Origin of the sequence: Pseudoalteromonas sp. CF6-2 (assembly GCF_021729425.1) — a bacterium.
In the GTDB taxonomy this organism is placed as follows: domain Bacteria; phylum Pseudomonadota; class Gammaproteobacteria; order Enterobacterales; family Alteromonadaceae; genus Pseudoalteromonas; species Pseudoalteromonas arabiensis.
In genome coordinates this window covers 2,356,814-2,371,830 of record NZ_CP091442.1, presented here as the reverse complement: position 1 = coordinate 2,371,830, position 15,017 = coordinate 2,356,814, and the positions used below count along the sequence as shown (strand labels likewise).

Sequence of the window (15,017 nt, the reverse complement as noted above, 5' to 3'; positions counted from 1 at the left end):
TATGAGCCAATCATTTGCAAAGAACACCTTCAATTCGTTAAAAAATAAAGCACAAAAAGCGCTTCATCGTAGTTTAGATCAACACGTGAAGTTAGCCGTCACAGGGTTAAGTGGCAGCGGCAAAACTGCATTTATTACCGCCTTGGTTAAACATTTAACCAGCCAAGCTGACGATAAAAACTTACCCTTTTTTGATGTGATGCGCGAAAAGCGCCATATCGCTACAAAAATAGTGCCACAGCAAGCACTGACAATTCCGACATTTGAGTACACGAATGCATTATCGGCGTTGTTACCTGTTGAAGGTGAGCCATCATGGCCTGCATCCACAGAGCGTATAAATACCTTACGTTTGGCAATTAAATACCAAAGTAACTCAGGGCTGCGTGGTCATTTTGCACCGCAATCAACACTCTATTTAGACATTATTGATTACCCCGGTGAGTGGTTACTTGATTTGCCAATGCTGGAGCAATCATTTGCTGATTGGTGTGAGTCACAATACTCTCTCTTGCAGCAAACAGCCCGTAACGAGAAGGCTAAGCCATTTTTAACCGCCCTTGCTGAACTTGATTTATCAGCCAATGTTGATGAAAGCAAGCTGGCTGATATCGCAGCGCTTTATCAAAAGCTATTGGTTGGCCTTAAAAAAGACACCAAACTTGCCATGTTGCAACCTGGTCGCATGCTGATGCCCGGTGAGCTAAAAGGAGCGCCGTTACTGCAGTTTTTCCCAGTTGCGAATGTACCTGACGACATAACCGAAGGGTCAAACTTAGCGCATCTTAAAAAGCGCTATAAAGCCTATATAAAAGAGGTTGTAAAACCTTTTTACGAGCAGCATTTCCGTCATTTTGACCGACAAATTGTGCTGGTGGATGTGCTCAGCGCATTGAATGAAGGCAGCGAAACGCTGCATGAGCAAAGCCGCGTTATTAACCAGTTGCTGGCGCATTTTAATTATGGTGAAGCCAGCTTCTTTAAACGTTTGTTTAAACCAAACATCGATAAGTTACTGTTTGCAGCGAATAAGTCGGACCATATTAGCGCTCAATATCATAAAGATTTAGCACTATTGCTCGATTCAATCGTGCATGACCAAACGAATCATTTGAAGTTCGAAGGCGTGCAAATTGAAACCATGGCTATGTCATCTATCTGCGCTACAGAGCCGCGCCAAGTAGCAGAAAAAGACCAGCAGTTAGCCTGTATTTATGGCAAGCCTTTAGGCGAGCAAGAATGGCTGACGTATTTACCACCACAGCCACCATCACGCCTTCTCAACAAACAAGAGTGGCCAAAACAGGGATTTGAGTTCTTATCGTTCTCGCCACTTCCATGCCCTGATAAACGGTTAAGGCATATTCGTTTAGATCATGTCATGCAGTACCTGATAGGAGACAAACTAACATGAGCGAGCATACAAAAGAGATGAACTTTCAGGCAGGTCGCCGTATTTCAAGCTCTGCGAGCAATGAAGAGCCTAAAAATGAGCTAACCATTGCGAAAGTAATAGAGAATGCTGAGTTCGTCGAAGATGCCGAAGTATTGCAAGACGACATTGAGTTAGAACCCGTGTATAAAAAGTCGAAATGGCAAACCCTAAAAGGGGTATTTGTTGTTAGCTTTTTAGTTTTAGTGTTACTTGAGTTTGCAATGTCGCTGTTTGTGACGTTTCAGCAATCAATTATTCTTGGTTCGGTGTATTTAACGGCTGTTCTCAGTGGTGTGCTATTAATTGCCCGTGTTATCTGGCGTGAGTACCGCATGCTGAGAAGCCTGAAGCGCAACCAATTACACCGCAGCGAGGCCGACCGCTTACTTAATAGCGAGCAAGTAGGTGAAGCACTGCCGTGGCTTGAAAAGCTTAATAAACATCAAGCGTTAACAGGCTTTGAAAACTTCAAGCAGCAAATTGCGAGTCATCATACCGATAAAGAAATCATGACCTTATACGCCGATAGTTTATTGGTGAGCCAAGATCAGCAAGCAAAAAAACTGATTAACCGTTTTGCGACTGAGTCAGCTTTGTTAGTTGCCCTCAGTCCACTGGCTCTAGTGGATATGATGGCCGTGTTATGGCGTGGAACTAAGCTCATTGAGCAAATTGGCCGTATTTACGGTATTGGTTTTGGTTACGCAAGCCGTATTAAATTGTATCGCTTATTGGTGAAGCAAGTGTTGTTTGTTGGCAGTGCAGAGTTGGTATCTGATCTAGCTGCCACGGCACTAAGTGCTGAATTGCTGGGGAAATTGTCGGGCCGTGCAGCACAAGGGTTAAGTGCAGGTATTTTTACTGCGCGCATAGGCTATAAAGCGATGGAACTAAGCCGTCCGTTACCTCGCTTGGAACATAAACGCAGCTTGCTAAAAGAAACCGCCAATAGTATTGCCCGTAAAATTGCTTCACGCACCAGTGATAAAGAGACCGAAAACACAAAATGACAACTTTTGTGTACAGTTAATAAAAATGGCTGAGTGATATTTAGCCATCTGAGCATCCGGCATGCTTGTGCATTGTGGGTATCTACGTTTTATTTATGAGTATGAAGTACTGATAATAAAAACGAGAACACACAATGACTAAGCATCACTTACATACACAATGTATTCATGGTCCAGAAAAACCAAATGACCCACATGGCGCACTCAGTGCGCCGCTTTACCAAACCTCTACCTTCGCATTTGCTAATGCCGCTCAAGGTGCAGCCCGATTTGCTGGCGAAGAGCAGGGCTTTATTTATACCCGTTTAGGTAATCCGACAACGCAAGAGCTTGAGCAAAAAGTAGCTCAGTTAGAAAACTGTGAAGCAGCGGCTGCAACAGCGACAGGTATGGGAGCCGTCTCTGCGTCTGTACTTAGCTTTTTACAACAAGGTGACCATCTAGTGGCATCTAGCGCGCTATACGGTTGTACCTTTGCATTTTTTGCTCACATGTTGCCGCGCTTTGGGATCGAAGTCACTTTTGTTGATATGACTAACGAAGCTGAACTACGTGGCGCGGTTAAAGCAAATTCAAAAATGATTTTTGCAGAAACACCAATCAATCCGACCATGGCAGTGCTTGATTTAAGTTTAATTGCCGACGTTGCCAAGCAGCATCAACTGATAAGCGTTATCGACAATACCTTCTTAACACCTTTGCTACAGCAACCTACTTCGTTTGGCATTGATATTGTGGTGCACAGTGCAACTAAATATCTTAATGGCCACGGTGATGTGGTGGCAGGGCTTGTGTGTGGTACAGAGGAACATATCAACCTGATAAAAATGACGGTATTAAAAGATATTGGTGCAACGATTAGCCCTCATGATGCATGGTTAATTAATCGCGGTTTAAAAACTCTCGCTGTACGAATGGAGCGCCACTGCGCGAGCGCCCAAGTCGTCGCTGAATATTTAGAGCAACACCCGTTAGTGAGCCAAGTATATTACCCAGGGCTTAAATCACACCCGGGTCATAAATTTATTGGCTCACAGATGAAAGCGCCCGGTGGTGTAATTGCCTTTGAAATAAAGGGCAGTCTAGAAGATGGTGAAACATTTATAAATAATACGCAACTTTGCACCCTTGCGGTCAGTTTAGGGGATGCTGAAACCCTCATTCAACACCCTGCATCAATGACCCATTCGCCTTATACACCTGAAGAAAGAGCAGCCGCAGGTATTAGTGATGGCCTAATTCGCTTATCAGTTGGTTTAGAAGATGTTAACGATGTAATTAACGATCTTAAAACTGCATTTACATTCATTGGTTAGTGTGTAATTTAAAGTTTACAGAAATTTGGCTCTAAACCCCTTTGTTTTCTGGTTATGTAAACTTATTGATTTTTTGTTGTATTTTTAAGTTTACATATGGGTTGTTTTTGAAAGTCTCGAAAACAACCCTAGCTATTAAACTTTTGCTTACTTTTAAATAGTATCAACCAACAAGTTAATGAAACTCTGATCGATGCTGATCACGATTTAACGAAGAAGGTTATTATGGCTAAAGCAAGTAATTACACCTCCAAGCAACCTGATGAAAATGGGGTTATCCATTGGAGCGAAGAAGAAAATAAAATATGGTCTGAGCTCGTTGCTCGCCAACTCGCTTGCATCGAAGGTAAAGCCTGTGATGAATATTTAGCAGGTCTCAAGAAAATCAATTTACCAACAGATCGTATTCCACAACTTAGCGAACTCAACGAAGTGCTACTCGAAACTACGGGCTGGCAAGTTGCGCCTGTTCCGGCACTGATTGATTTTGATGAGTTCTTTCGTTTATTAGCAAACAAGCAGTTCCCAGTTGCGACGTTTATTCGTAGTCGTGAAGAGTTTGAATACTTACAAGAGCCAGATATCTTCCATGAGATTTTTGGTCACTGCGCCATGCTAACTAACCCTGCATTTGCTGAGTTTACTCACAAATACGGCCAGTTAGGCTATGCCGCTGAAAAGAAAGATCGTGTTTATTTAGCGCGTCTTTACTGGTTTACTGTTGAGTTTGGTTTGATGCAAACTGAGCAAGGCCTGCGTATCTATGGTGGCGGTATTTTATCGAGCCCTGGCGAAACACAGTATGTATATTCAGATAAGCCAGAAATCAATGCAATGGATGTATTAGATGTGCTTCGTACACCTTATCGTATTGATATAATGCAACCTGTGTACTACACCATAAGCTCAATCAATGACTTATTCGATATTTCACAAATGGATATCATGTCGCTGGTGAGTAAAGCAAAAGAATTAGGGCTACATGAGCCAAAGTTTCCACCTAAAGAAAAATTAGCAAGTTAAGGATTTACAATGTCTTCATTAAGCACACAAAAGTGTGAAGCGTGTCGTGCGGATGCGCCGAAAGTATCTGATGCTGAATTAGCAGAATTGATTAAAATGATTCCTGATTGGGTTCCTGAAGTGCGCGACGGCATTATGCAATTAGAGCGTGTTTACAAGTTTAAAAACTTCAAGCAAGCACTTGAGTTCACAAATAAAGTGGGTGATATGGCCGAAGAGGAAGGTCACCACCCAGGTCTTTTAACCGAGTGGGGTAAAGTAACCGTTACTTGGTGGAGTCATTCAATTAAAGGCTTACACAAAAACGATTTTATTTGTGCTGCTAAAACAGATGACGTATTTGCTGCATTATAAAAAGTATCTCTAAAACTTTTAAAGGCGTAATCGCAAGATTACGCCTTTTTGCTTTTGCAAAGGGGAAAAAGTAACATGATGAGAGTTTTAAGGAATACGATGAAAAATAAAAATTTATTAATTTCTACTCTGTTTATTTTTTTACCGCTTATCGATAGTTTGTTTGTTCCTCAAGTGTTTGGTATTCAATGGCATAGCCCCAAAATGATGTATCAGATAGGGGTTTATCTGATGTTTATAAAATTACTTATGGTGATAGTGGGTATTTTTATCCTTCTTAAACATGAAAGATTACTCTATCAAGATACAAAACCTATTCGTTTGATTCGGCTGTTATCTTTTATCTTCGCAGGGTTGCAAGTGGTGATAATGGCATCTGTTTGTTTTTGGTATTTAGTGGCAGGCACTCAGGCAAAGCATTTTAAGCAGCAACAACATATTAATGTTTTTACCGCAGATTATGGTGTTTTTGCTGATGTTTACCATCACTTTACTTATCTTTGTTATGACAAACAGGGTTTTTATCATCAAGAACCAATAGCTTCTTTACAATGGCTAGGGGAATTTAGTTTTACTGTGAATCAAGATGAATTAATTATTCATCATGAAGATAGCTTGGGTGAGCACAGCAAACATATTTCACTGCAAGGTTTTAATTGCTCTTAATACAATTAACACCTTTGCTCTTATCAGATATTTCGTAAATTAATCTTTTTTCGTATTAAACATTTCATTTACATACATTGTTTCTATACTTTGTTTAAGCATCCTATCAAGGACTCTTAATGCAGTGGACGCAACGTTAAACAGAGAGAACGTTATGTTTACTAAGTTAAAGTTAAATACCCAGCTGTACCTAGCCTTTGGTGCAATGGTCCTTCTTCTTGGTGTTGTTAGTGTTGTTGCACTTATCGCACTTAATTCTGGATACGAAAATTTTGTAGATTATCGTGCAAATGCACGTGATAGTAATATTTCAGGTCGAATCCAATCAAATGTTTTAAGTCTTCGCTTAAGTGCTCTTAAGTACTTAAAGGATCAGAACCAAGCGAGTATTAATGAATTTACTAATCGCTATCAATTACTAAATGATCTCATCCAATCTGGAAAGCGGCAGTTTAATGATGCAAACAAAGTTAAAGCGATCACAACCATAGAGCAAGAGGCGTTAACTTATAAATCAGCCTTTGAAAAAATTGTTAACCTCATTAATAAGCGAAATGAAATCGTATCCAACATGCTTGATGCCAATGGTAAATATATGCGAGAGGGGATCAGTGAAATAATTCAATTAAGTATGCAAAAAAATGATGTTTCAGCTTTGTTTTACAGCTCACAAGTACAAGAGTCACTTTTATTAGGTCGTTTATATGCCGCTAAGTTTCTTGTCAATAACACGCAAGAAGAACTTAATAGGGCGAAACAAGAGTTTACAGTTTTATTGGACAAACTAGAGAGTTTGGCAAAAACAGTGAATGGCAATAAAGAGCAAACGTTACTCGCAGATATAAAACTCAGAAACAATGAATACATTGAAGGCTTAGTGCTCGTTAACGAAGCAATTAGCGAACGTAATAAAGTGATATCAGGTACCTTAGATAAAATAGGCCCTGCAATTGCCGAGCAAATAGAGCAAATAAAATTAGCAAGTCAAAATCGTCAAGATGAAATCGGTCCGATGCTACAAGCTAGCAGCAAAAATGCGATTAATACGATTTTAGTGTTTTCGCTAATTATTATTGCTGTAGGGATTTTCTTAAGTATTTTTATATCTCGGCTCATAAAAGCACCTATTGGTGGCGAGCCAAGCGAAATAGCTCGTATTGTTCAATCAATAGCACAAGGAGATTTAACCTATCGTTTTAGTCAGCAGGGTAATGAAACGGGTATCTATTTAGCGATGCGGGACATGGTGGCTAAACTTAATGAAATGGTCACTCAAATCAGTGACTCAACGACTCAAGTTTCGCAAACTTCGCAAGAGTTAACTACCATCACAACAAATTCTAAGACAGGTGCTGAACACCAATCAGACCAACTGATGCAAACAGCCACAGCAATGCATGAAATGTCTGCAACAATCAATGAAATAACCCAAAGTGCGCAATTAGCGGCAGAGGCAGCTACAAAAGCAGATAACGAGGTTTTAACAGGCACACAAGTGGTCTCGCAAACGCATGCTGCGATGGGAGAACTTGTAGAAACCATGCTTCATGTTAGTAAAACTATTGCTAATTTAGAGGCTGAGACAGAGTCTGTTGGCTCAATACTGGATGTGATCAGAGGGATAGCGGATCAAACTAATCTACTTGCTTTGAATGCAGCAATTGAAGCTGCAAGAGCAGGAGAGCAAGGGCGCGGGTTCGCAGTTGTTGCTGATGAGGTTAGATCATTAGCTAGTCGTACTCAACAGAGCACCGAAGAAATACAAGTAATGATTTCAAACTTACAAAATGAAGCGAAGAAATCAGTAGACTCAATGAAAGAAAATATGGTCAGTGTTGAGCAAACAGCAGAAAAAACAGAGCAAACAGGCAGCGTGCTTGAACAAATATCGCAATCAGTAGGGACCATTAAAGATATGAATGTACAAATAGCGAGTGCTTCTGAAGAGCAAAATGTTGTCAGTCAGCAAATTAGTGAAAGTGTGCAGCATGTGAATGAGAAAGCTCATGAAACAATGGATGGAGCAGAGCAAGCTGCTGCTATTGCTGATGGGCTGGCGCAAACAGCGCTGGAACTTGATCAGATTGTGAAGCAATTTAAAGTTGCTTAAAAGCACTTATTCAAGCCAGCTATTGCTGGCTTGAATAATGCCACATCGATTAAATCACAGAGATACAAGCTAGCTTTACTTGTTAATCTTTACGTGTGTCTAACATATCATCATGTTTTTCTAAATCCCAAGGAAGATCGCCTGGACTGTTATCTAAAAAGTGTAAATAGTTTTCAAATTGGTCGAGAATATCTTTCACAACATCATTTTCTTCAAAGCCATAAATATCGTATGACAACCCACCGCGACGTAAAAACACTTCCGCACGATAATACAGTTGCGATTCACTATCTGCAGCGGCGGGCTCGGCATATGCGAAGCCCGGTTTAACATGTTCGGTAAGCCTAATATCATATACAAAGTCGACATGGTGATGGCGTGTTACTGTTAGATATGCTCGGCCAATATCACTGTCAATATCAACAGTGGCTTGCCAATTACGGTTAATTAGCTCGCTTTGCACTTCTTTCATAGCAGTTACAACAATCTCGTTTATAAATGCATGCACCTCTTGCTTATTAGGGTAATCAATCATTGCTTTTAAGCGATGTTTCCACAGAGAAAGGTCTAAATTTTTATTAATGAGCGTATGAGCTTGTAAACTCATATCTCGGTGGCCCTCAATACGAAGAGCACGCCATAGCCCCGCACAGGCTAGTAGCATAATAATAGCAAAGGGCAGGGCAGTGGCTATGGTCATTGTTTGAAGTGCTTTAAGGCCACCTGCTAAAAGTAATACCGCAGCAACAGCACCTTCGAGTACAGCCCAAAAAACTCGCTGCCAAGCAGGGGTATGAATACTGCCGCCTGATGCTAATGAATCAATAACTAATGAACCCGAATCAGATGACGTCACGAAGAACGTGATAATCAAAATAACAGTTAAGAAAGAGGCAAATGATGAAAGCGGTAACGCATTGAATAATTGAAATAAAGCAACAGCGTGATTTGCTTCAACATCAGTAATAAGTGAATTTAACCCTTCGTTCATTATCAAGTTTAATGCTGTGTCACCAAAAATGGAAAACCATAAAAAAGTAAATAAACTAGGCACTAACATGACACCCACAACAAATTGCCTGATTGTTCTACCACGGCTTATTTTTGCTATAAACATGCCAACAAAAGGGGCCCAAGCGATAGTCCAGCCAAAGATAAATAGTGTCCAATTTCCTATCCAGTCACTGCGGGTATATGCTTGTAAGTTAAAGGTTCTTTCTACAATTCCACTTAAGTAGCTACCTGTATTTTGTAAAAATGATTCTAAGATATGGATACTTGAACCAACAAAAAATACAAACAACATTAACGTTATAGCGATAGCCATATTGAGTATAGATAGGCGTTTTACTCCCTTATCTAACCCCGCTACTACCGATAAAGTTGCAGCACCGGTTATGACGGCTATGGTGACAATTTGCACTGTAGTACTAATGGGAATACCTTCCCACAAATAATGTAAGCCAGCATTAATTTGCGTAACAGATAAGCCTAATGTGGTTGCAATCCCGAACAAGGTTCCCAAAATTGCAAATATATCGACGCAATGACCAATAGGGCCATGGATCTTATCACCAATTAGCGGGTATAAGGCTGAGCGAATGGATAATGGTAGACCATGGCGAAATGCAAAGTAGGCAAGAACAAGACCGACGACGCCATAAATTGCCCAAATGTGAAAGCCCCAGTGAAAAAATGCGATTTGCATCGCTTGCTTTGCTGCATCAATAGTTTCTGCTGCGCCACTAGGCGGTGAGGAATAGTGAAGCACAGGCTCTGCAACACCGAAGTAAAGAAGTGCCACACCATAGCCTGCCGAGAAGAGCATAGCAAACCACTCTAAAGAGCTATATTCGGGTTCTGCGTGAGCGGGGCCTAACTTTATATTACCCCAGCTAGAGGCTGCTATGGACACTATAAATACTAAGAATACCGCAACAGATAACATATAAAACCAGCCGAAGGTTTCTGTTATCCAAGATAGCGTTACTGAAAATGCTTTACCTGCTTGTTCAGGATCACTGATTGTACCAAGCACAAGTAAAAAGATAATAGAGACTGCCGGTAAAAATACGGGTAGTAAAATAGTTGAGCGTAAGGTTTTTCTTGCCATAAATAAATCCTTTATTTTAAAGCTAACTTTAAGCGTACTTACCAACTACCTTATTGGATCAAACCATTAATAGCTAGTTATAAAGGATTGTTTTTAAATATATTGATTGCTTTTCCAATATTAAGGGGGAGTTAATAAAGATGTACTAAGCGCATCAAAAATAAGTGCATTAACGTTAACTGGTAGACTCTAATTTAGGAGTACACAACTCGTACTAGATAGTATAAATAAAGTAGCTCCTAATTTACTATTTTAAGCCTTCTTTTAAGGGGAGAATTTAAAGTTTACCTTGCACCTCAACTTCTTAACCTGTTTGTAATTGTTCGGCACCTCGGATAATAACTATATCGCCAGCACTAAAAATCACTTCAGTGAGGTAAACAGTGGGTCAGAAGTAACGCCAAATAATAGCAAAGCAGATACACGATGAAACATATATGTGAAATAAGGTGTCACAATTTAAGCAAATTAAGCAAAAACTTAAATAGACGAGTATAAAAAAGCGCCAACCATTATGGCTAGCGCTGTTATGAAAACCTGCTATTGCAAGCAGTTACTCGTCAATTGAACGAAGGAGGGCATTAATACCCACTTTTTCGCGAGTTTGTTGATCTACTTTTTTTACGATGATGGCAGCGTAAAGGCTGTGTGAACCATCTTTTGAAGGCAATGAGCCTGGCACAACAACTGCACCGGCAGGTACGCGACCGTAATGGATCTCACCTGTTTCACGGTCATAAATGCGCGTACTTTGGCTGATATATACACCCATTGAGATAACGGCGCCTTCTTCAACAACAACACCTTCAACAATCTCAGAGCGTGCGCCAATAAAGCAGTTGTCTTCGATAATCGTAGGGTTTGCTTGCAGTGGTTCAAGTACGCCACCTATGCCTACACCACCAGATAAGTGTACGTTTTTACCAATTTGAGCACACGAGCCAACGGTTGCCCATGTATCAACCATGGTGCCTTCATCAACGTAAGCGCCGATGTTAACATAAGATGGCATGAGTACCACGTTTTTGCCTACGAAACTCCCTTTACGAGCAACCGCATTTGGCACAACACGCATGCCACCTTGTTGGAATTGCTCTGGTGTGTAGTCGCTAAATTTAAGTGGTACTTTGTCGTAGAATTGATTAACACCATCGTTCATTGGCTGGTTATCACGAATACGAAAAGACAATAGCACCGCTTTTTTCAACCATTGATGTACAACCCACTCACCACTGATTTTTTCAGCAACACGCGCAGCGCCGCTATCAAGTAGTTCAAGTGCGTCGACAATAGCTTGTTTCACGTCGCTTGATACCGTGCTTGGGCTGATGCTATCGCGGTTGTCCCAAGCGTTTTCGATCATGGTTTTTAAATCTGACATAAGGTCCTCTTATTCGGTTTCTGCGTTGAGTTTTTTACGCAATGCTTGATGAATTTTTGCTTGTTCTTCGTCTGTTAATGCTTGGTATTCGTTATTTGATACCACGAAGAAATCTTCTGCACGTTCACCGACAGTGGTGATCCGTGCGGCATGAATATGTAATAAGTGTGCTTGAAACACTTCGGCAATTTTCGTGAGTAACCCAGGAATATCCACTGCCTGAATTTCGATTAAACTGCGATCTTTTCGGGCATGCGGTCTAAGCACAATTTTGGGTTTAATATTAAAGTCTTTAAAACGCTGTGAGCGGTTCTTTTTAAAACGAATTTTCTTTTTAGGATCACTAATTGCGGCATCAAGTGCGCGTTTAATACCTTGCGCACGATTACTGGCAATTGGGTCGCCATTCACTTCCAGAATAACAAAACTAAATAGCACATAACCGTCTTTTGTCGTGAGGACTTGTGCATGTTGAATTTGTGCTTTTTTAGAGCCGATGACACTGACTAAACGAGCGAACAGCCCGCCTGAGTATGGACTATAAGCAAATACTTGCGTTCCCCCATGCATGGCGGTATCAGACACCATCACACTGGGCTGGCTTAAGTCCTCACAATTGAGTAAATGTTCGGTGTGCCATGAAATTTGTTGTTCACTAAAGGCAGTAAAGTAATTGGCTTTAAAGCGACTCCAAATTAAATCAATTTGGTCTTCGTTACAGCCGTGATTCAATAGACGTTGTTTAGCTTGTTGTTTTTTATCACGAATCTGATCACGTTGATCCATCGGGTTTTCTAGCCCTAGACGAAGTGCGCGCTGGGTGTGTAAATAAAGCTCTCGTAGTAGTGTGTTCTTCCAATCATTCCACAAGTTATCATTGGTGGCACGGATATCAGCCAGTGTTAAGCAATATAAGTAATCGAGCTGACGCTCAGTTTTTACTTTGCTGGCAAAGTCTTTAATGACATCAGGGTCGTTAATGTCTTTGCGTTGCGCTGTGACCGACATCAGTAAATGATTAGCAACAAGCCACGAAATGAGTTTTCCATCGGATGCTGGAAAGCGGTGAAGCTTGGCAAAAGCAAGGGCGTCTACAGAGCCAAGCTCTGAGTGATCGCCACCACGACCTTTGGCAATATCATGGAAAATACCTGCTAAATAAAGTAACTCAGGCTTATCCATGCGCGTGACTATTTCACTACAGAGCGGAAACTCGCTGACTTTTGACTTATCAAAATATTTGTAAATATTGTTGATTAATTTATGCGTGTGCTCATCCACGGTGTAAGCGTGAAAGAGGTCAAACTGCATTTGTCCAAAAATATTTCGCCATTGCGGTAAATAGGCTGCAATCATGCCGTGCTTATGCATAAGCGTGAATGCACGACCCATGCCGTTTGGATGCTTTACAAGTCGTAAAAATGCTTCGCGGCAGGCGGCGTAATCTTGTAAATCACCGAGTAAACGGCGTCGTACTTGGCGCATTGTACGAATGGTACTTGGGTAAATATGGGTGATTTCAGGGTTATCAGCTATGTGCTCGAACAACACAAATAGCTGATCACGGCGGAAAAACACAGAGGGGTTTTTTACCCGAATTTGATGACCAATACGCTCAAAGTTACGGTCGAGCTCAACGACAGGTAACTCTCCGGCACCCGGTAAAATGCTTTGCTCAAAGTATGAAAGCAACATTTGATTAAGCTCTCGTACGCGGCTCATAATTCGGAATAAGCGTTTCATCATACGCTCGACAGAGGCTTTACCATCACTACCAAAGCCAAGTATTTCAGCGGCGTTAGGTTGATGATCGAACAATAAGCGATTTTCGGAACGTCCTGCAGCTATATGCAATGCAAATCGAATATTCCACAAGTTCTCTAAGCATTCAGAGAGCTCTTGATATTCCTCGTGAGTCAGATAGCCGTGATTGATAAGCTCTTGTAATGTCTCCGCTCTAAAGTGTTTTTTAGCCACCCATATAATAGTTTGTAAATCACGTAAACCACCAGGGTTTTCTTTAATATTAGGCTCAAGGTTATAGGCTGTGCCATGGCACTTTTTATGACGTAAATTCTGTTCTTGTACTTTTGCCAAAAAGAATTCATCAGAGCGCCAAATGGGCGTATCGATTAAATGCCTTTTGAGTTTTTCAAACTCAATATGATTACCGAAAATGAGTCGGCTCTCGAGTAAGCTGGTGGCAAATGTCACGTCTTCGCGCTTTTGTTCTAATGCTTGTTCTATGGTGCGAACGCTGTGACCAATTTCTAAGTTGAGATCCCAAAGCATAGTGACGAACTGACCAATCTTTTCACACACCGCATCACTTGGTTGCTCACTAACTAGCAACATAAAGTCGATGTCGGAGTAGGGGTGTAATTCGCCACGGCCATAACCACCTACCGCGATAAGGGCTAAATCACTTTCGTGTGCAAGGTCGTAATCATGGAACAGTTTAATCAATAAGCGATCGATAAACTCAGCGCGGGCATTGATTAAGTTGCTGACGGGTTGTTTAGAAAATTCGTTCTGAAGCCATTTGTAAAAATAACTTGAACAGTCGCGATAGTCGCTAAGTTGCTCAGCTTGGCTAAGCAACTTCTTTACTTTATTGGGTAATGCCACAGGGGCTGGCTCCTAGTGTTCGATGATCCTGTCAATAGTATCATCTGATCGGAGCGTTAAAATTTCAACACCATTTTCAGTCACTAACAGCGTATGTTCCCACTGCGCAGACAATGAACGGTCTTTTGTTACTACGGTCCAGTCATCTTTAAGCAACTTACATTGGCGTTTACCCGCATTAACCATAGGTTCGATTGTTAAGCACATGCCCGCTTTTAATACTTCACCAGTACCTGCTTTGCCGTAGTGCATAACTTGTGGCTCTTCGTGGAACTCTGCACCAATACCGTGACCACAGTATTCACGTACAATCGAATAGCTAAAGCTTTCAGCGTATTTTTGAATCGCAGCACCAATGTCACCTAAGCGAACGCCAGGTTTCACCATTTTAATGGCAAGATACAGGCTCTCTTGTGTTACTTCAGCAAGGCGCTTACCTTGGATATTTGGTGTACCAACATGGAACATTTTAGATGTATCGCCATGGTAACCGTCTTTGATTACAGTTACATCAATATTGACGCTGTCACCTTCTTTAAGTGGTTTGTCATTTGGGATACCGTGACAAATTACATGGTTCACTGAGGTGCAAATTGATTTTGGGAAACCGTGATAGTTAAGCGGTGCTGGAATAGCATCTTGAACGTTAACAATATAATCGTGACAAATTGTATTTAGTTCATCTGTGGTTACACCTGGCACCACATGCGGTTCAATCATTTCAAGTACCTCGGCGGCTAAGCGCCCGGCAACACGCATTTTTTCGATTTCTTCAGGGGTCTTGATCACAGCACTCATTGAGGCTCCAAAGTTGTTTTTCAGGTCATTTTCCAGTGCACAAATTTTGCACTGAATGTTGAGTTTTCAATTTTAATATGGTATAAAGCGCGCCGTCTTTTTACAAATAAATTCTTAACTGATTTTTTGTATTTAAGGCAAACACAATTTTATTTTAACACACACACGTATCGTCACATACAC

At 41.0% G+C, this 15,017-nt stretch carries 11 protein-coding genes; 7 read left to right on the top strand and 4 right to left on the bottom strand.

The features are described from left to right. Position 1 precedes the first annotated feature (1 nt). The 7 genes from L3Q70_RS10995 (at position 2) to L3Q70_RS10965 (ending at position 7,914) form a co-directional block, all read left to right on the top strand. Positions 2–1,414: a YcjX family protein gene (locus L3Q70_RS10995; protein WP_237114270.1), complete on the top strand. Its 1,413-nt coding sequence runs from the start codon at positions 2–4 to the stop codon at positions 1,412–1,414. Next, a complete protein-coding gene (locus tag L3Q70_RS10990) occupies positions 1,411–2,445 on the top strand; it encodes a YcjF family protein (protein ID WP_062569864.1) in 1,035 nt (344 codons plus the stop codon). Before L3Q70_RS10995 ends, L3Q70_RS10990 begins: the two co-directional genes overlap by 4 nt. Before the next feature lie 134 nt (positions 2,446–2,579). Then, entirely contained in the window at positions 2,580–3,761 is a 1,182-nt protein-coding gene (gene megL, locus L3Q70_RS10985; protein ID WP_062569865.1) for a methionine gamma-lyase, read from the top strand. A 189-nt stretch (positions 3,762–3,950) separates the two neighbouring features. Further along, entirely contained in the window at positions 3,951–4,784 is an 834-nt protein-coding gene (phhA, locus tag L3Q70_RS10980; protein ID WP_267145290.1) for a phenylalanine 4-monooxygenase, read from the top strand. A gap of 9 nt (positions 4,785–4,793) precedes the next feature. Continuing rightward, positions 4,794–5,138 carry a 4a-hydroxytetrahydrobiopterin dehydratase gene (locus tag L3Q70_RS10975; protein WP_036969771.1) on the top strand — a complete coding sequence of 115 codons (345 nt, stop codon included), beginning with the start codon at positions 4,794–4,796 and terminating at the stop codon, positions 5,136–5,138. A gap of 99 nt (positions 5,139–5,237) precedes the next feature. Then, positions 5,238–5,804 (top strand): hypothetical protein, encoded by a 567-nt coding sequence (locus L3Q70_RS10970; RefSeq protein WP_062569867.1) that lies wholly within the window; start codon positions 5,238–5,240, stop codon positions 5,802–5,804. Between the two features lie 154 nt (positions 5,805–5,958). Next, positions 5,959–7,914, top strand: coding sequence for a methyl-accepting chemotaxis protein (locus L3Q70_RS10965; RefSeq protein WP_237114268.1), 1,956 nt, complete (start codon positions 5,959–5,961; stop codon positions 7,912–7,914). A gap of 82 nt (positions 7,915–7,996) precedes the next feature. On the opposite strand, the gene L3Q70_RS10960 is transcribed toward L3Q70_RS10965, so the two are convergent. From L3Q70_RS10960 to map, 4 genes are all read right to left on the bottom strand, one after another. Next, positions 7,997–10,027, bottom strand: a complete 2,031-nt coding sequence (locus tag L3Q70_RS10960) for a BCCT family transporter (RefSeq protein WP_237114267.1) — start codon at positions 10,025–10,027, stop codon at positions 7,997–7,999. A 553-nt stretch (positions 10,028–10,580) separates the two neighbouring features. Next, positions 10,581–11,408, bottom strand: coding sequence for a 2,3,4,5-tetrahydropyridine-2,6-dicarboxylate N-succinyltransferase (dapD, locus tag L3Q70_RS10955; protein ID WP_062569870.1), 828 nt, complete (start codon positions 11,406–11,408; stop codon positions 10,581–10,583). Positions 11,409–11,417: 9 nt separating this feature from the next. Further along, positions 11,418–14,036 (bottom strand): [protein-PII] uridylyltransferase, encoded by a 2,619-nt coding sequence (gene glnD / locus L3Q70_RS10950; RefSeq protein ID WP_237114266.1) that lies wholly within the window; start codon positions 14,034–14,036, stop codon positions 11,418–11,420. Positions 14,037–14,048: 12 nt separating this feature from the next. Continuing rightward, positions 14,049–14,858 (bottom strand): type I methionyl aminopeptidase, encoded by an 810-nt coding sequence (map, locus tag L3Q70_RS10945; RefSeq protein WP_228074483.1) that lies wholly within the window; start codon positions 14,856–14,858, stop codon positions 14,049–14,051. Positions 14,859–15,017 lie beyond the last annotated feature (159 nt).

Bases quoted from the DNA above. Each gene is read 5' to 3' on its own strand.
- L3Q70_RS10970 (WP_062569867.1), top strand. From the start codon at position 5,238: ATGAAAAATAAAAATTTATTAATTTCTACTCTGTTTATTTTTTTACCG.
- megL (WP_062569865.1), top strand. From the start codon at position 2,580: ATGACTAAGCATCACTTACATACACAATGTATTCATGGTCCAGAAAAA.
- dapD (WP_062569870.1), bottom strand. From the start codon at position 11,408: ATGTCAGATTTAAAAACCATGATCGAAAACGCTTGGGACAACCGCGAT.
- L3Q70_RS10965 (WP_237114268.1), top strand. From the start codon at position 5,959: ATGTTTACTAAGTTAAAGTTAAATACCCAGCTGTACCTAGCCTTTGGT.
- L3Q70_RS10990 (WP_062569864.1), top strand. From the start codon at position 1,411: ATGAGCGAGCATACAAAAGAGATGAACTTTCAGGCAGGTCGCCGTATT.
- L3Q70_RS10960 (WP_237114267.1), bottom strand. From the start codon at position 10,027: ATGGCAAGAAAAACCTTACGCTCAACTATTTTACTACCCGTATTTTTA.
- L3Q70_RS10995 (WP_237114270.1), top strand. From the start codon at position 2: ATGAGCCAATCATTTGCAAAGAACACCTTCAATTCGTTAAAAAATAAA.
- L3Q70_RS10975 (WP_036969771.1), top strand. From the start codon at position 4,794: ATGTCTTCATTAAGCACACAAAAGTGTGAAGCGTGTCGTGCGGATGCG.